Origin of the sequence: Rhizobium sp. AC27/96 (assembly GCF_001692325.1) — a bacterium.
Taxonomy (GTDB): domain Bacteria; phylum Pseudomonadota; class Alphaproteobacteria; order Rhizobiales; family Rhizobiaceae; genus Rhizobium.
In genome coordinates this window covers 49,906-66,992 of sequence record NZ_LXKN01000001.1, presented here as the reverse complement: position 1 = coordinate 66,992, position 17,087 = coordinate 49,906, and the positions used below count along the sequence as shown (strand labels likewise).

General features: G+C 60.7%; 13 protein-coding genes. 4 read left to right on the top strand and 9 right to left on the bottom strand.

Translation table 11 applies throughout. The features are described 5' to 3' along the window. The first annotated feature begins 22 nt into the window (after positions 1-22). Complete coding sequence (locus A6U86_RS00315) at positions 23-457, top strand: hypothetical protein (protein WP_068384792.1); 435 nt, start codon at positions 23-25, stop codon at positions 455-457. Between the two features lie 70 nt (positions 458-527). Here A6U86_RS00315 and A6U86_RS00310 read toward each other — a convergent pair whose 3' ends face one another. Continuing rightward, positions 528-1,787: a cyclopropane-fatty-acyl-phospholipid synthase family protein gene (locus A6U86_RS00310; protein ID WP_068384790.1), complete on the bottom strand. Its 1,260-nt coding sequence runs from the start codon at positions 1,785-1,787 to the stop codon at positions 528-530. A gap of 145 nt (positions 1,788-1,932) precedes the next feature. Then, entirely contained in the window at positions 1,933-4,242 is a 2,310-nt protein-coding gene (locus A6U86_RS00305) for a Tex family protein (protein ID WP_068384787.1), read from the bottom strand. 247 nt (positions 4,243-4,489) lie between these two features. On the opposite strand from A6U86_RS00305, the gene purD reads away from it, so the two are divergent. The 3 genes from purD to A6U86_RS00290 all read left to right on the top strand — a co-directional run bounded on the left by purD (position 4,490) and on the right by A6U86_RS00290 (position 8,494). Beyond that, positions 4,490-5,758 carry a phosphoribosylamine--glycine ligase gene (gene purD, locus A6U86_RS00300; protein WP_068384784.1) on the top strand — a complete coding sequence of 423 codons (1,269 nt, stop codon included), beginning with the start codon at positions 4,490-4,492 and terminating at the stop codon, positions 5,756-5,758. A gap of 111 nt (positions 5,759-5,869) precedes the next feature. After that, entirely contained in the window at positions 5,870-6,298 is a 429-nt protein-coding gene (locus tag A6U86_RS00295; protein WP_068384781.1) for a plant virulence effector HPE1-like domain-containing protein, read from the top strand. 378 nt (positions 6,299-6,676) lie between these two features. Beyond that, a complete protein-coding gene (locus A6U86_RS00290; RefSeq protein WP_068384778.1) occupies positions 6,677-8,494 on the top strand; it encodes a methyl-accepting chemotaxis protein in 1,818 nt (605 codons plus the stop codon). Positions 8,495-8,567: 73 nt separating this feature from the next. Here A6U86_RS00290 and A6U86_RS00285 read toward each other — a convergent pair whose 3' ends face one another. From A6U86_RS00285 to A6U86_RS00255, 7 genes are all read right to left on the bottom strand, one after another. Beyond that, positions 8,568-9,062, bottom strand: coding sequence for a DUF523 domain-containing protein (locus A6U86_RS00285; protein WP_068384775.1), 495 nt, complete (start codon positions 9,060-9,062; stop codon positions 8,568-8,570). A 13-nt stretch (positions 9,063-9,075) separates the two neighbouring features. Then, positions 9,076-11,253 (bottom strand): glycine--tRNA ligase subunit beta, encoded by a 2,178-nt coding sequence (glyS, locus tag A6U86_RS00280; RefSeq protein WP_068384772.1) that lies wholly within the window; start codon positions 11,251-11,253, stop codon positions 9,076-9,078. Between the two features lies 1 nt (position 11,254). Then, positions 11,255-11,710, bottom strand: coding sequence for an endonuclease domain-containing protein (locus tag A6U86_RS00275; RefSeq protein WP_083196700.1), 456 nt, complete (start codon positions 11,708-11,710; stop codon positions 11,255-11,257). A gap of 169 nt (positions 11,711-11,879) precedes the next feature. Then, positions 11,880-13,826, bottom strand: coding sequence for a DUF2207 domain-containing protein (locus A6U86_RS00270; RefSeq protein WP_068384771.1), 1,947 nt, complete (start codon positions 13,824-13,826; stop codon positions 11,880-11,882). A gap of 92 nt (positions 13,827-13,918) precedes the next feature. Further along, positions 13,919-15,175, bottom strand: coding sequence for a 3-phosphoshikimate 1-carboxyvinyltransferase (locus tag A6U86_RS00265; protein WP_174070521.1), 1,257 nt, complete (start codon positions 15,173-15,175; stop codon positions 13,919-13,921). 122 nt (positions 15,176-15,297) lie between these two features. Further along, positions 15,298-15,849 (bottom strand): LemA family protein, encoded by a 552-nt coding sequence (locus A6U86_RS00260; protein WP_068384769.1) that lies wholly within the window; start codon positions 15,847-15,849, stop codon positions 15,298-15,300. A gap of 203 nt (positions 15,850-16,052) precedes the next feature. Then, positions 16,053-17,012, bottom strand: coding sequence for a glycine--tRNA ligase subunit alpha (locus A6U86_RS00255; protein ID WP_068384767.1), 960 nt, complete (start codon positions 17,010-17,012; stop codon positions 16,053-16,055). Positions 17,013-17,087 lie beyond the last annotated feature (75 nt).

The window sequence follows — 17,087 nt, the reverse complement described above, 5'->3', positions numbered from 1 at the left end:
GGATCCTGCAGAAGAGAAACAAATGAAGACAACATCCCTGATTTCCCTAGGCCTGTTCCTCGGCATTGGCGTTGCACTGTCAGGTTGCGTCAGCGCACCGATCGGGGGCGCGAAGCAAAGCCATTTTTCAAGCAGGATCGCCCCCGGCAAGAAAACAAAAATCACGAGCACCTCGCTGGTAAAGCAGGACTGCACCTTTGCGGGCTTCCCCTATACCGGCGTTGTCAAAGAGCCAGCTCATGGCAAAGTCGATGTCGAACATGGTCCTGTCGCCGCGAAATTTGCGAAGGACAGCCCTGCTTTCATATGCAGCGGCAAAACCGTTCAGGGAAACATCATTTTCTACACGCCGAACCCGGGCTTCGCGGGCACCGATCAATTCACCATTCGCCTGACTGGATTGAACACAGACGGCACGGTGCAAGACGGAACATTCGTCGTTCACGTCGGAAAATGATTTTGAAATACAAACGCCGGCCCCTGGAAACCCAGGGGCCGGCGCAGCGAAAAGAACGGCAATTGACCGTTTAGAACGTTATCTTCTCCAGCGGCGCACGCGTTGCCTCGAATTCCTTCAGCTTCGCCTCGCGTTCCGCAATGTAATTACGGTTATCAGGAACGGCGAACTGGTTCTTGGCGATCTGGATCTGCATGATGAAAAGCTCGTCCCAGCGGAAGCCCATTTCGGAACCGGCCAGGTAGAATTCCCACATGCGGAAGAAATTCTCGTCATAGAGCGCAACGGCCTCGGCCTTGCGCGCCACGAAGTTGTTCCGCCAATGCCGCAGCGTGTAGGCATAGTGCATCGGCAGGGTTTCGATATCCCTGGACAACAAACCTGCCTTTTCCAGCGGCGGCGTGGTCTCGCCGATCGACGGAATATAGCCGCCCGGGAAGATATACTTCTCGATAAAGGCATTCGTCGCAAAGCTTGGCTTCGGACGCGCGATCGAATGCAGTAGCATGACACCGTTATCGTCGAGCAACTCGGATACCTTGTTGAAGAACTTGCGGTAATCGCCGATGCCGACATGTTCGAACATGCCGACCGAAACGATACGGTCGAACTTCTTTCCCTTGAGATAGCGGTAATCCTGCAGCTCGAAGCGCACGCGATCGGACAGGCCGCGCTTGGCGGCGCGTTCACGCGAGACCTTCAGCTGTTCTTCGCTCAAGGTGATGCCGGTGACATCGAGACCGGGATAGGCTTCGGCAAGATACATCGCCATGCCGCCCCAGCCGGAGCCGATTTCCAGCACTCGCTGACCGGGCTCGACCAAGAGCTTGGCGGCGATATGGCGCTTCTTGGCAACCTGCGCCTCGTACAGGCTGATGCCCGGCGGATTGAAATAGGCGCAGGAATATTGCCAGTCCTCGTCGAGGAAGAGATCGAAGAGCTTGGCCGACAGATCGTAGTGATGCGCAACATTGTACTTGTTGCGATTGATCGGTGAGCGGCTCTTGAGCTGCTGCCAGACGATGCGCCCCATGAGCAGGGCGGCCATGCGCAGGTCGAAGATTTCGTTGGTGGTGTTCTGCTTCACCAGGGAGAGGAATTCATAGATATCCCCCTGCTCCAGTATGAAGCGTCCTTCCATGTACATTTCGCCGAGCTTCAAGGTCGGATCGCGCGCAATCGCGTCCTCCGCCTGCTGATCAGCGATGCGCACGACGATGGTTTCGCCGGTGCCGTCGCCGATCACCTGCGTCTCGCCGGAAGCGAGCGTGATTTTCAGCGAACCTTTACGGATGAGTTTCTTGACGAGAGATAGAAGTGCCGACGCCATGGACGCCTCGAATGTTATGACATGACATTAAGGCAGACTTTAGCGCCTCACAGTCCTGTGGCAAGATCAGCTTTTCGCTGTGATTGGCACTCTGACAACAACTGTGACAGGGTGTGACATTCTTGCATAATCTCTCGCTAAGTCCTTATTTTCGTTTGATTGCTTCCGCCAAGGCAGCACCAAAACTACCCCGTTCCTCGGCCTTTGGCCGGCTATTGCTTCTAACCCCAGCGTTGCGCGCACCACCTTGCTCGCGCGACTCACGTCCGGAAGGCGCCGCCACAGTGCTGCCATCTTTGCGCATGGAGAGGGCGATTCGCTTCCGCTTCACGTCGACTTCGACCACTCTCACCTTCACGACATCGCCGGCCTTGACGACCTCATGCGGATCCTTGACGAAGCGATCGGCTAATTGCGAGACATGCACCAAACCGTCCTGATGGACGCCAATGTCCACGAAGGCGCCAAAGGCGGCGACATTGGTGACCGTTCCCTCAAGCAGCATACCGGGCTTGAGATCGCTGATCTCGTTGACGCCCTCGGCGAAGGTCGCAGTCTTGAAGCTCGGGCGCGGATCGCGGCCCGGCTTTTCCAGCTCGGCAATGATGTCGCGCACTGTTGGTAGACCGAACTTGTCGTCGATAAACTGGCGCGGATCGATCGCCTTCAGCGCCACAGCGTCACCCATGAGGCTGCGCAGGTCGCGCCCGCAGGCGGCAACGATCTTCTTGGCCACACCATAGGCTTCCGGATGCACCGAGGAGGCGTCCAGCGGCTCCTTGCCGTTGGGAATGCGCAGAAAGCCGGCGCATTGTTCGAAAGTGCGCTGGCCAAGGCGGGCGACCTTCAGCAGATCCTTGCGGCTTGCGAAAGGCCCCTCGCCGTCGCGGTGCTTGACGATCGCATCGGCGATCGATGGGCCGAGGCCGGAGACACGGGCGAGCAGCGGCGCCGAGGCCGTGTTCAGATCGACGCCGACCGCATTGACCGCGTCTTCTACAACGGCATCCAGCGAACGCGACAGCTTCAGCTGGTCGACATCGTGCTGATATTGGCCGACACCGATCGACTTCGGTTCGATCTTCACCAGCTCGGCCAGCGGGTCCTGCAGGCGGCGCGCAATGGAGACGGCGCCGCGCAGCGAAACGTCGAGGCCGGGAAATTCCAGCGCCGCGGTCTCCGAGGCGGAATAGACCGATGCGCCGGCCTCCGAAACGATGACCTTGGTCGGCTTCGGTGCGGGCAGTTCGGCCAGCATATCGGTGACCAGCTTTTCCGTTTCGCGGCTGCCGGTGCCGTTGCCGATGGAAATCAGCTCGACCTTGTGCTTGCGGACGAGCGCCGCCAGCGTCGCCTGCGTGCCGCGCACATCGTTCCTTGGCGGGAAGGGATAGACTGTCGTCGTCTCCAGAAGCTTGCCCGTGCCGTCGACAACGGCGACCTTGACGCCGGTGCGGATGCCGGGATCGAGACCCATGGTGGCGCGCGAGCCGGCGGGCGCTGCCAGCAGCAGATCCTTCAGGTTGCGGGCGAAGACGTGGATTGCCTCTTCCTCGCCGCGTTCGCGCAGCTCCCGCATGAGATCAAGCGACAGCGACATGGAAAGCTTCACCCGCCATGTCCAGCTGGCGACATCCATCAGCCATCGGTCGCCTGGCTTGCTCGGGCCGATCTCGTAGGCGGTGGCAATCATGCGCTCCACAGGCTTGCTCGGCGAGGCGGTATCCACGTCGATATCGATTGTCAGCGTCAGGAACTCTTCGTTCCAGCCGCGCAGCATCGCCAGCGCCCGATGGCCCGGTGCAGTTGCCCACCGCTCCTGATGCGCGAAATAGTCCGAGAATTTGGCACCGGCCTCCTGCTTGCCGTCCACGACGGCCGCCTTCAGCGTGGCATTCGTCTTCATGTAGCCGCGCAGCTTGCCGAGCAGATCGGCATTCTCGGCAATACCTTCGGCTATGATATCGCGCGCGCCTTCGAGCGCTGTCTTCACATCGGCCACATCGGCCGTGATGAAGCCCTCGGCGAGAGCGGCGGGCTCTTTCGAGCGATCGGTGAGGATGGTTTCTGCAAGCGGACCGAGGCCGCGCTCTCTGGCGATCTCGGCGCGCGTGCGGCGTTTCTGCTTGTAGGGCAGATAGAGATCTTCCAGCTCGGCCTTGGTGCCAACCTTGGTGATCTTGCCCATCAGCTCGTCGGTCATCTTGCCCTGGCCGGTGATGGACTCGATGATGGCAGCGCGGCGAGCTTCCAGGTCACGGAGATAGACGAGGCGCTCCGCCAGCGTCCGCAGCTGCCCGTCATCAAGACCACCGGTCACTTCCTTGCGGTAGCGGGCAATGAACGGCACCGTCGCGCCTTCATCGAGAAGCTCGATGGCGGACTTGGCCTGCTCCGGGCGGGAATTGATCTCGGCGGCGATGGTTGCGGCAAGGGAACGAATATCGGCGGCCATGTGACTCTCTGAACTGGACAAAGGTTAGGGGACCATAAGCACGATCCCGCTGGCATAAGAAGCAGTTTTCGACGCGGACCATGCCGATCCGGCAGGGGAGCGGCGGTCTCGCGTCCAAAACCATACCCGCTTTAGCGACATAAAAAGGCAACGCAATGTTGGCGGCCACGCCTCCACAGGATTTGACGCTTGACCTTTGGCCCAACCCCGCTTAACCGCGCAAATGGATGCAACAAGAGGGCAAGCCATGAGAGTTCTGTTGATCGGATCGGGCGGACGCGAGCACGCTTTGGCCTGGAAGCTGGCGCAATCGCCACTCATGACGGAATTCTATGCCGCACCCGGCAATCCCGGCATCGCCGAACATGCAAAGCTCGCGGCACTCGATATCGATAATCATGACGCGGTCGTCGCATTCTGCAAGGAGAAGGCCATCGACTTCGTCGTGGTCGGACCGGAAGCGCCGCTGGTCGCCGGCATCGCAGATGCCCTGCGCGCTGCCGGCATCGCCGTGTTCGGCCCTTCCGCAGATGCGGCCCAGCTCGAGGGATCCAAGGGCTTCACCAAGGATATCTGCGCCCGCTACGACATTCCAACAGGCGCCTACCAGCGCTTCAACAATGGCCCGAAGGCGAAGGCCTATGTCCGTGCACAGGGAGCGCCGATCGTCGTCAAGGCCGACGGGCTTGCTGCCGGCAAAGGCGTTACAGTCGCCATGACGGTCGAGGAAGCGCTCGCCGCCATCGACGACTGCTTCGAAGGTGCGTTCGGCGAAGCCGGCGCGGAAGTGGTGATCGAAGCCTTTCTGGACGGCGAGGAAGCAAGCTTCTTTTGCCTTTGCGACGGCAAGCACGCTCTGGCACTCGCCACGGCCCAGGACCACAAGCGCGTCGGTGATGGCGACACAGGACCGAATACCGGCGGCATGGGGGCTTACTCCCCTGCTCCCGTCATGACCTCGGAGATGGTCGAACGCACGATGAAGGAGATCATCGAGCCGACGATGCGCGGCATGGCGGAAAGCGGCTATCCCTTCTCCGGCATCTTCTTTGCGGGACTGATGATCACCGCCAAGGGTCCTGAACTGATCGAATACAATGTCCGCTTCGGCGATCCGGAATGCCAGGTACTGATGATGCGCCTGAAGAGCGACCTGCTGCCGCTGCTCTTTGCCTGCGCCAACGGCACCCTCGACCAGGTGAGTGCCGAATGGAGCGACGAGGCCGCACTGACCGTGGTCATGGCTTCAAAAGGCTATCCAGGCTCCTACGCCAAGAACACGCCGATCGCTTCACTGCCGGCCGATGGCGAAGGGGCAAAAGTGTTTCATGCCGGCACAGCCTTGAAGGACGGAGCGCTGGTGGCGACGGGCGGCCGGGTGCTCAACGTGACTGCGACCGGCACGACAGTCGGCGAGGCGCAGAAGCGTGCCTATGCCCTTGCCGGCAAGGTTGAATGGGAAAACGGCTTTTGCCGCAGCGACATTGGCTGGCGTGCAGTCGAGCGCGAGTCGTAAACATCGCGCCTATACCGCATTCGGCCATCCATTAAATTTTTACCTAATCTCCTGACGGTATGGAAACAAAGGCTTGCTAATGTCTTCGTCAACTTAGACGGAGTTGTTGTTATGCGTTCCTTGCTTCTGACCTTGGCATGCGTATTGGCCGGCGGTACCGCCTTGGCCTCGTCGATTCAGTCCATAGACAGCAGGGCGCATCGCGGTGACGGCAACATCATCGAGAAGAGCTGCGCCAATTGCCCTCCCCTGGCGCTGAAGACGGCCGAGAAGGAATACACCGTTCCGACGCTGACGCCGGGCACACAATCGGTCGTCATCCGCACTGTTGACGGCGAGAAAAAGGTCGTGCGCACCGAGGCCTGGATGGGCGGCTCCCCGGTCATGTTCGTCAGCAAGCCGACGCCGGAAGCCCTGGCTGCGGCGGGCGAGCCCGCCGATGGCATCGACATGACGGCAACGACCGCAGCTCTGTCGCAAATTTCTACCCTTCCAGCGACCGCACCGCTCGATCTTTCCACCTTCCAGCTGCGCCAATAACAGCACAGTCTGCCTCCCATGAAGATCTGCCGATGTCTCGATGGATGATCAGTCATCACCGAGATATCAAAGAAATATATATTCTGATAATATTCTAAAATACTAAATCATTAGTCAGGCACTGCAGTTGGCTTCATAGTTATGTACAAATAAAAATAAATATTACTTATCCAGAAGAAGCATATCTTCGGTTTCAAGTTTCCAGAAATACAACCAACCCCCTATAATTAAAGGTTTCTTAGACATAAAAAGCGATTTTACTGCCCACCGGACAGCAGCATGTCATTTCGAGCAGCGGCAAGCGTATTGAGGTTCTCTCAGGCGATCGCACAGGCGGTAGGATACCGCACCGGTATTCAATTACCTGTGGGAGACGTTATGAAAAATCTCAAGATCGCACATCAATTATTTGCCCTGCTCGGCGTCCTGATGGCCGCCTTTGCCGTGGCCACTTATTTTCAGATCCGGTCGCAGGCCGATTCCATCTATGACGACCGCTTCGATATGCTGCGCACGCAGGTCGAATCCGGCATATCCGTTCTGGACCAATACTATCAGCGTGAAAAATCCGGCGAGATGACGCATGAGGCCGCTCAGGCGGAGGCCTTCAAGCTGCTGTCGCATGTCAGTTTTGCGCCGGCCGGCTATCTCTTCGGCTTCGACTACAATGTCGTACAACGCATTCACCCGAGCCCTGTCAATATCGGCAAGGACATGTCCTCGCAGGTTGATAAGAACGGCACCCATTTCAGCAAGGAAATGGTCGAAAAGGGCATCAAGGGCGGCGGCCGGACGATTTATTACTGGAACAAGCCCGGCCATGCCGATAGCGAGTTCTTCCTGAAGGGCAGCTATTCCGCCGCCTTTGCTCCCTGGCAGCTGGTGCTCGGCTGCGGCGTCTACATGGACGACCTGCAGGCTCAGATCAACGCGACGATGTGGCGGGCGCTGCTGATCTGCGGTCTTGTCTTCGTCATCGGTATCGGTGCGGCCCTCTACTTCATTCGCGGCATAACGAGACCGCTTGCCGAGGTTCACGCCGCCCTCAAGGCAGTGGCTGACGAGGACGTCAAGGTGAGCATCCCCCATGCCGATATGCGCAATGAAATCGGCCTGATGGCCAAGGCGACGCAGGCGCTGCAGGAAAAGATCCGCGAACGCCATATCCTGGCGGATCGCCAGGCCGCTCAGGAACTGGAGATCAGCAGCGAACGCGAGCAGAACCAGCGCCAGCAGCAGGACGAAGCCCGTGAGCAGGCGCGTGTCGTCTCCGTTATCGGCAGGGCGCTCGAAGACCTCGCCCAGGGGAACCTGACCATACGCTGTAGCGATCTCGGTACGGGTTACGAAGGCCTGCGCAACAACTTCAACGAGGCACTGTCGCATCTGGAAGCAGCCATGGGCCGCGTCAATTCCAAGGGCAACGACATCGGCCTCAGCAAGGAGGAAATTCGTCGCGCCTCCAACGAGCTTTCGCAGCGCACCGAGCGCCAGGCCGCCAGCCTGGAAGAAACCTCGGCAGCCCTGGACGAGCTGACCGTCGCCGTCCGCCAGACGGCGGAAGGCGCACATGAGGCCAGCAAGCGTGTTCACGCCGTCAGCACCGAGGCTTCGCGCAGCGATGCCGTGGTTGCCCAGGCCATCGAAGCGATGAGCGGCATCGAGAAATCTTCGTCGGAGATCGGCAAGATCATCGGCGTTATCGACGAGATCGCCTTTCAGACCAACCTCTTGGCACTCAACGCCGGTGTCGAAGCCGCCCGCGCCGGCGAATCCGGCAAGGGCTTTGCGGTCGTCGCCCAGGAAGTGCGCGAACTGGCCCAGCGTTCCGCGGCAGCCGCCAAGGAGATCAAGGATCAGATCGCCCGCTCCTCCGGTCAGGTCGACCAGGGCGTCCGCCTTGTCGGTGAGGCAGGCGAGGCGCTGAAGCGCATCTCCGACCAGATCAAGGCTGCCAACGAAATCGTCTCGAAGATCGCCCACAGCGCCTCCGAGCAGGATACGACGCTGCGCTCGATCTCCTCTTCGATGAACCAGCTCGATGCCGCGACCCAGCAGAATGCCGCCATGGCGGAAGAGACGACGGCCTCGGCCGAGACGCTCGCCGCCGATACGGAAGATCTGCTGGCGCTCATCCGTGGCTTCCGTGTCAACGACGGCCATCCGGCCATGGATCATCGTCGCCGGGCTGCCTAAGCTGGATAAATCAGAAAAGCAAAACCGCCGGGCCCATGTCCGGCGGTTTTCGTTTAAGTTCCGATTGGTTGCTTCAATCTGTGGCCTTCAGACGCTCGACCAGCCTGTCAATCTCGCGATCGGAATAGACCTCAATACCGGCCTGCTTGAGCAGCGCCGCCGTGACGCCCTGGCCGGTGTGCCGGGCGCCGGAGAATGTGCCGTCATAGATAAAGCCCGAGCCGCAGGATGGGCTGCCATCGATCAGCAGGGCATAGCCGCAGCCGGTTTCCTTAGCGAGCGCCAGCGCATTTTCGGCTGCCTGTAAAAATTCGGCTGTAACATCGCCGCCGGTATTCTCCAGGACGCACGCTGTGCCGGCAAGCACGTCCTCACCGGTGGCTCCGCCCGCGATTTCGGCCGGCGGCCTGGGCACAGCCATGCCCGCAGACATTTCCGGACAGATCGTTACCAACAGCCCCTCCTCGCGCCAGCGATCAATCACCGGATGGATGAGCGGCTTGGAACGGCCGTCATAGCGGACGGCATGGCCCATGAGGCAGGCGCTGACGAGGATCTTTCCGGTCATCGCGCCTCCATGCCTATCCCGCAATCTTCGAGAAGTCAGCGACCGTGCCCGTTGCCTCGCGGATCAGGCGCAGGAGCGCCAGACGATTGGCGCGGATGGCGGCGTCTTCGTCATTGACGAGGACGTCTTCGAAGAAGCGGTCGACGGGCGCGCGCAGCTTGGAAAGGGCTGCCATGGCCGAGCGGAAGTCTTCCTTGGCAATCGCCTCGGAGGCCTCGGCGGAGGCGGCCTTGACGGCGGCGAAGAGATGCTTTTCGGCATCGAGCTTCAGCAGCGCTTCCGAAACGCTGTCGGCAACAACCGTGCCCTTTTTCTCTTCCGCGGCCAGAAGCTGAGTGGCGCGCTTGGTTCCGGCGAGCAGGTTCTTGCCATCTTCGGAGGTGATGAAGGCCGTCAGGGCCTCGACGCGGCGGGCGATCATCAGCAGATCGTCGGTCTCCGGCGTCAGCACCGCATCGATCAGATCATGGCGTGCGCCGAGATCGCGCAGGTAGACCTTCAGGCGATCGTGGAAGAAGGCCAGCAGGTCGATTTCCAGCTCACCACTTGCAGGTGATCGTGCGAATGTGACCTCTTCGGTTGCATTTTCAATCCATGCCTCGATCACCTCCAGCAGCGGCAGGCGCACGCCCCGCTCCAGGAGGATGCGCACGACGCCGAGGGCAGCACGGCGTAGCGCGAAGGGGTCCTTCGACCCCGTCGGCTTCTCGTCCATCGCCCAGAAGCCGACGAGCGTATCCAGCTTGTCGGCGAGCGCGACCGTGATGGCAACCTTATCTTCGGGCACGCGGTCGGATGGACCTTGCGGCTTGTAGTGATCTTCGATCGCGGCGGCGACCGAGGCATTCTCGTCCTGCAGCACCGCATATTTGCGGCCCATCAGGCCCTGAAGCTCGGGGAATTCGCCGACGGCTTCGGTGCGCAGGTCGGCCTTGGCCAGCACGACGGCGCGGTCGACCAGAGCGGGATCGGCGCCGGTGATCTTGGCAAGTTCTGCGGCAAGCGCGCGAATGCGGGTGACACGCTCGCCCTGGCTGCCGAGCTTGGCATGGAAGGTAACACCAAGCGCATCAAGCTTCGCCATGCGCTGATCGAGCGGCTTCTTCAGGTCGAGCCCGAATTTGGCGGCGGCGGCTTCCAGCGTTTCGAGATCCGGCAGATCGCCCTGGTCGCGCTTCCAGAAATGCAGCGCGTCGGACAGGCGGGCGCGTACGACCTTGCCGTTGCCGTGGATGATTTCCTTGCCGCCATCCGTCGCCTGGATGTTGGAAATGAGAATGAAACGGTTGGACAGCGTCTCTCCCACCTGCGGGCGGGTGACGAAACACTTCTGATTGGTCTTGATGGTGAGGCGGATGATTTCCGAGGGGATCGAGAGATAGTCTTCCTCGAAGGAGCCCATCAGCACCTGCGGCCACTCGACCAGGCCGGACACTTCTTCCAAGAGGCCTTCGTCCTCAACCAGCTCGAGGCCATTGGCAAAGGCGATATCGCGGGCGTCATGCAGGATGATGTCCTTGCGGCGCTCGGCATCCAGAACGACCTTGGCCTTTTCCAGGCTCGAGACATAATCCTCGAACCGCTTGACCGTGATCGCATCAGGCGCATGGAAGCGATGGCCGTAGGTGACGTTGGAGGCAACGATGCCGTCGATCTCGAAGGGGATGACGACGGTCTCTTCATGTTCGGTGCCGAAGGTGCAGATGATCGACTGCAGTGGGCGCACCCAGCGCAGCGAGCCGGGCTTGGCGGATGCCTTGCCCCAGCGCATGGATTTGGGCCAGGGGAAATTTCTGACGATATCCGGCATCACGGCAGCGACGATTTCCTCAGCCGAACGACCCGGCTTGGAAATGATCGCGACGTAGAAATCGCCCTTCTTCGGATCGCTCTGCACCTGCGCTTCGGAAATGGACGCAAGGCCTGCGCCGCGCAAAAAGCCCTCGATCGCCTTTTCATTGGCGTCGGTGCGCGGTCCCTTGCGCTCCTCGCGCACATCGGCCGAGCGCGCCGTCAGGCCGCGAATATCGAGCGTCAGCCGGCGGGGCGTCCAATATTCCCTGGCACCTTCATAGGAAAGACCCGCTTCGACCAGGGCATCGGTCACCAACTTCTTCAGATCGCCGGCAGCCTTGCGCTGCATACGGGCGGGAATTTCCTCGGAGCGGAGTTCGAGCAGGAGATCGGGCATGTCAAGGTTCCTCACCCTCCCCTTGAGAGAGAGGGTCGGCACGGCGTGCCGGAGTGGCGTGAAAACGGTCGGCCTCTGCTAGCAAAATTTGCCGCTGCTGCACAATGGCAAATATCGTATCCAGAACAGCCTCGATCTCATCCATGACCTCGGCATTCCAGAATCTTATGACATGATAACCTTGGCTTTCGAGATAGGACGTTCGGTCAGCGTCATAACGCCTTGCCGGTGCCTCTGTGTGCTGGCTGCCGTCGAGCTCGATAATGAGACCGATCTGATGACAGGCGAAATCAGCGAAATAGCGTCCGATTGGAACCTGTCGGCGAAAATGTGTCCCTTCGATAGGGATGCGCCATAAATGCCTCCAGAGCTTGGCTTCCGCATCGGTGGCGCCCGCGCGCAGGCGGCGGCTGTTGGCGATTTTGAAGCGGTCGAGCTTGGAGGGCTTATTGGGCATTAAAGACCCATATCACTTGAGATAGCGCCGCTCCCAACACCCTCCCCTTGAGGGGGAGGGTCGGCCGAAGGCCGGGGTGGGTTGATCGCGGCAACCTCCATAGCCAGACAACAGTCACCCCCACCCGCCGCTTCGCGGCGACCTCCCCCCTCAAGGGGGAGGTGTGTAACTACCAACCGCCGCCGCCTCCACCGCCGCCACCGCCACCGGAGGATCCACCACCACCACCGCCGCCCCCACTGCCAAATGCGGAGGAAGAGCTCGATACCGGGGCGGGAATGGTGGATGCGATGGTGGATGCCATTGACGATGAGAAGTCGCCGATCGTTCCGCCGATATTGCCGGGGCTGAAATTGCCGGAATACCAGAGCGGCGCATAGGCAGCCGCCACGCTCGCACCGGCTGCCGTGGCAAGCCAATTCTCGAAGGCGCTCGACCAGGGCTTTTCGACGCCGAGTGCGACCGCATAGGGCAGCAGCTTTTCGAAATGCTGCGGCGACATCTGCGGCGCGCCCTGCATGTTCATGCGGTCGCGTTCGGCGAGCGTCAGATATTGCCTGAGACCGGCGATGCCGTCCATCATCTTGCGCCCGAGCGGCGTCGGCGCGCCCATCAGAAAATAGAAGACGACGTTGAGGGCGAAAATGCCGACGATGCCTGCCGTCAACGGCAGCTCGCCCGCCTCCCATAACGGCACGACAGCGGGCGCAACGGCATTGACGAGAAAAGATACCAGGATGAAGCCGAAGAAGACGCTGATCAGGACGGAGAGAATTCGCTGACCGAGACCGGCGTTATGACGGCGAAATCTGCGACCAATCATGCTGGCAAAGATCGTAACGAAGATCGACAGGAAACCGGGCGCCAGGATTAGCGGCACCACATTTTCATGCAGACGACCGAAGATGATGATACATGCCAGAATCAGGACCGACAGAGCAACGCCGACAATGATGTAGAGCGCATTGGCCTTGTAGTATTCATCGCGATGGTCGCGCTCGATGGCGCTACGGAACTTCGAGCCGAGTTGCTGCACCGCCTCGCCGTTTTCCTTGCCGATGACAAGCGGAGAAAATGGACCAATAGCCTGCATCAGCACCTTGTCGCCACCGACCAGATTGCTGTCCGCCGCCTTGCCGGTGGGCCGAATGACAACCTTCTCCTTCAGATCATCAAGAACGACATAGCCCCGCACCGCGAGATCGATCGCCGTGGCCGACAGTGCGGTCCAACCGGAACTGGCGAAGCCCTTGTTGTCGATATAATTCACCAAAGCCGGCGAAATGCCTTCAGGCGGGTCCCAGCGCGGAACCATTACGCCCGGCGGCGGATCGCGCCCGACCCTCACCCAGCTGCGCATGTAGTAGATGAAAAGGACGATCAAACCGCCAATGGCGATGATGGTATCGATATGATCACGGAGGAACCAGCTCCATTGTCGGGTGCCGCTCGGCGGCGCGATCGTCCCTTTGGCAAGCTTGACGGCGATGGTCAGGCCTTCGGCCATGGCGAGCGGCCGGGTCGTTGCGAAGGTGACGATATTTCCCTGTGCGCTCGCACTTGCGTTCTTGCCGTGAGCGCCGAGAGGTCCGGTAAAATAGGCGAGTTGCTGGGGCTGGACACCATCAGGCAAGGTGACGGTCGCCCTGGCATTGATGATCGGAAACAGCCAGCCATTGCCTGTCACGTTCCAATAGAGTTCTTCGTGATCGTCGAAGTAGCGGATCTGCCGGTCAGTATCATAGGTGATACGGAACGTATGCGGGCCTGGGTTCAGGATACGATCGGCGTTGCCGATGTAGATGCGCTCACCACCCTGGATGCGCTCGCTGCGCCAATCCTCCGGCTGACCGTCACGCTCGACGGAGACGACCTTGAAATCCACCTCGGTCGTGCGGCCGTTGGCATCGGTGAATGTCAGCGGAAAATCGCGGAAGATGCCACGGCGGATATCACGCCCTTCCGCATTCACGGCGATGGTTTCGACCACCCGCATCGAACCGTCGCGATGCAGGGCGATCGCCTGATCGAAATTGGCGATGAGTTCGGCCGCCGTTACCGCGGTTGCGCAAAGCAGCAGGCACAAAGCCAGGAAGAACCCGCAAAACCGTGTCATCGCTCCCCCAAGAGATAGCGCGGCGCCGTTGCCGGCGCCGCCTCACGTCAAGAATGCTTCCGCGCCCCGCCTTTCCCTGGGATGGCAGAGCGTCAGTCTTCGTAGGTGACCCCGAGCGAAGCCAGCACGTTCCAGTAGGACGGGAAGGTCTTGGCGACGCAGTCCGGGTCGAGAATGGTGATGCCGCCGATCTTCAGGCCGGCAAGCGCAAAGCTCATGGCGATGCGATGATCGGCAAAACTGTCGATCTCGGCCGGCAGGACCTTGCCGGCAAGGCTGGGATCGGAAGCGACGATCAGATCATCGCCCTCCTCGGTGCCGAGGTTCGGGACGATACGCGACAGGCCGCTCGACAGCGCGCGGATGCGGTCGCACTCCTTGACGCGAAGGTTCTCGATGCCGACGAAGCGCACGGGCGTTTCGTTGAAAGCGGCGAGAACCGCAAGCGTCGGAATGGCGTCCTGCATCTGCGAGCCGTCGATGACGGCGGGCAGGTGCGGGAACTTCGAGATGAAATCATAGGCTCGCGCATCCGGCTGCGAGAATTCCGTGGCCGGCGTGCCGAGATCGATCTTGCCGCCACCAAGCACTTCCGCCGCCCAGAGATAGGTCGCGGCCGAGGCATCCGGCTCGATGAGGAAATCGGCGGCATGGTAACCGGTGGCCTCGACGCGCCAGGCAACGGGGCTCACGCGCTCCACCTTGGCGCCGAAGGCACGCATGGCGGCAACCGTCAGGTCGATATAGCCGAGGGCGCCGATGTGCTCGCCGAGCAGCTCGACATCGACGGCGCGGTCACCGCCGGCGGCCATCATCAGGAGCGCGGAGACATACTGGCTGGACAGGCCGCCATCGATCTGCACGCGGCTTGCCTCGAAGCGGCCGGTGCCGTTGATCGTCACAGGCGGGCAACCGGTTTCCGTCGATGCGTCGATGCCGAGCGAACGCAACGCATCGACCAGCGGGCCGATCGGCCGCTTGCGCATGTGCTGATCGCCATCGACCACGACCTTGCCGTCGACCAGTGCTGCGGCGGCCGTCAGGAAGCGGGTCGCCGTGCCGGCATTGCCGAGGAAAAGCGGCGCGGACGGCGCCTTCAGCTTGCCGCTGCCGGTCACGATGAAGGTCGTTGCATCCGGCTCGTCGATGACGACGCCCATGGCGCGCAGCGCTTCGGCCATATAGCGGGTATCGTCACTCTTCAGCGCACCGGTCAGCCGGCTCGTACCCTTGGCAAGGCCGGCGAGCAGCAGTGCGCGGTTGGTGATCGACTTCGATCCCGGCGGCATGGCGCGGCCGGTGAGCGGCTTGCCAGGCGGGATAATCGTGAGTTTGGCTCTACCCATCATCATTCTCTTTGGTCAGTCAGGAAGGCGGCCGATGGCCGCTTTTCAGGTCAATCAAGTAGGCGGCCATCGGCCGCCAAGCGGCTTCCTTTACCGCCTCACACGAAAAACCGATAGCGGTAATCTCAGAACTTTACCGTGGGAACGGCGCGATCCGCCTCATTGGTAATCTCGAAATAGGCCTTCTTGACGAAGCCGAAGGGGCCGGCGATGAGATTGTTGGGGAAGGTCTCGACCTTGACGTTCAGATCGCGCGCGGCACCGTTGTAATAGCGGCGCGACATCTGGATCTCGTTTTCCGTCGTCTCCAGCGACTGCTGCAGCTCGACGAAACCCGTATTGGCCTTCAGGTCGGGATAGGCTTCGGAGACGACCATCAGGCGCCCAAGCGCCTGGCTGAGCATGCCTTCGGCAGCGGCACGACCGGCAACATCGCCAGCGGGCACGGCCTGGGCCGCGGCACGCGCCTGGGTAACTTCCACAAGCGTCTTGTTCTCATGGCCGGCATAGCCTTTGACCGTCTCGACCAGATTGGGAATTAGATCGGCGCGGCGCTTCAACTGCACGTCAATGCCGGACCATGCTTCTTCCGCAACCTGGCGGGAACGAACAAGCCCGTTGTAGATGAAGACCACATAGAGTGCTGCCAGCACTATGATCGCTAGAAGAATGTACATCTCGAATCCCCATGGCGACTGCAACCGCCGGGACACTAGGCAGATTTTTTCGCAATGTCACCCGGCATTTACCGCAATAATCGCCCAAAATCGGGTGAAAGCAGCCCAATCAGAGGAATTACATTCGCGATTGCTCAAGGAAGATGCTCCATGAACCATGATCTAAGGAGCGCGCGCATACGCGCTCCGATCGTAGTTCAGGCTCAGGCGGCCTGCTGGTTCCAGTTGATGCCGCCGGCATCGGTCAGGAGGAAGGCCTCGCCGCAAGCCTTGGCAAGCGTGCGTACGCGCAGGATGTAGCTCTGGCGCTCAGTCACCGAGATGACACCGCGGGCATCGAGCAGGTTGAAGACGTGGCTCGCCTTGATGCACTGGTCATAGGCCGGAAAGACGCATTTGTGCAGGCGCTGGTTATCGCTGTCGCCAGGGGCGCCGGCGGCCAGCAATGCCTGGCATTCCTTCTCGGCATCGATGAAATGGCGATGCAGCATCTCGGTATTGGCATATTCGAAATTATGCCGGGAATATTCCTGTTCGGCCTGCAGGAAGATATCGCCGTAGCTGATCTTGTCTTCGCCTTCGAGGCCGTTGAAATTGAGATCGTAGACGCTGTCGACGCCCTGGACATAGGTGGCCAGACGTTCCAGACCGTAAGTCAATTCGCCGGCAACCGGCGCGCATTCGATGCCGCAGACCTGCTGGAAATAGGTGAACTGCGACACTTCCATGCCGTCGCACCAGCATTCCCAGCCAAGACCCCATGCGCCGAGCGTCGGGCTTTCCCAGTCGTCCTCGACGAAGCGGATGTCGTGCAACAGCGGATCGAGGCCGATCGCCTTCAGCGAGCCGAGATAGAGCTTCTGCAGGTTCGGCGGATTGGGCTTCAGGATGACCTGATACTGATAATAGTGCTGCAGGCGGTTCGGGTTTTCGCCATAACGGCCGTCGGACGGGCGGCGCGACGGCTGCACATAGGCAGCCCGCCAGGGCTTCGGGCCGAGCGCGCGCAGCGTGGTCGCCGGATGGAACGTGCCGGCACCGACTTCCATGTCGTAGGGCTGCAGAACCGCGCAACCCTTGTCGGCCCAGTAATTGTGCAGCGTCAGGATCAACGCCTGAAAGGAGCGCTTCGGGTTCATGTGGTCGGGCACGTTGGCAGTCATGGGATCCGCTACTATCTGCTTGATGTGGATTGGCGCGACAGGTGCCACGATGGAAGACAAGGGTCAAGAGATGAC

Bases quoted from the DNA above. Each gene is read 5' to 3' on its own strand.
- A6U86_RS00315 (WP_068384792.1), top strand. From the start codon at position 23: ATGAAGACAACATCCCTGATTTCCCTAGGCCTGTTCCTCGGCATTGGC.
- A6U86_RS00310 (WP_068384790.1), bottom strand. From the start codon at position 1,787: ATGGCGTCGGCACTTCTATCTCTCGTCAAGAAACTCATCCGTAAAGGT.
- A6U86_RS00305 (WP_068384787.1), bottom strand. From the start codon at position 4,242: ATGGCCGCCGATATTCGTTCCCTTGCCGCAACCATCGCCGCCGAGATC.
- purD (WP_068384784.1), top strand. From the start codon at position 4,490: ATGAGAGTTCTGTTGATCGGATCGGGCGGACGCGAGCACGCTTTGGCC.
- A6U86_RS00295 (WP_068384781.1), top strand. From the start codon at position 5,870: ATGCGTTCCTTGCTTCTGACCTTGGCATGCGTATTGGCCGGCGGTACC.
- A6U86_RS00290 (WP_068384778.1), top strand. From the start codon at position 6,677: ATGAAAAATCTCAAGATCGCACATCAATTATTTGCCCTGCTCGGCGTC.
- A6U86_RS00285 (WP_068384775.1), bottom strand. From the start codon at position 9,062: ATGACCGGAAAGATCCTCGTCAGCGCCTGCCTCATGGGCCATGCCGTC.
- glyS (WP_068384772.1), bottom strand. From the start codon at position 11,253: ATGCCCGATCTCCTGCTCGAACTCCGCTCCGAGGAAATTCCCGCCCGT.
- A6U86_RS00275 (WP_083196700.1), bottom strand. From the start codon at position 11,710: ATGCCCAATAAGCCCTCCAAGCTCGACCGCTTCAAAATCGCCAACAGC.
- A6U86_RS00270 (WP_068384771.1), bottom strand. From the start codon at position 13,826: ATGACACGGTTTTGCGGGTTCTTCCTGGCTTTGTGCCTGCTGCTTTGC.
- A6U86_RS00265 (WP_174070521.1), bottom strand. From the start codon at position 15,175: ATGATGGGTAGAGCCAAACTCACGATTATCCCGCCTGGCAAGCCGCTC.
- A6U86_RS00260 (WP_068384769.1), bottom strand. From the start codon at position 15,849: ATGTACATTCTTCTAGCGATCATAGTGCTGGCAGCACTCTATGTGGTC.
- A6U86_RS00255 (WP_068384767.1), bottom strand. From the start codon at position 17,012: ATGACTGCCAACGTGCCCGACCACATGAACCCGAAGCGCTCCTTTCAG.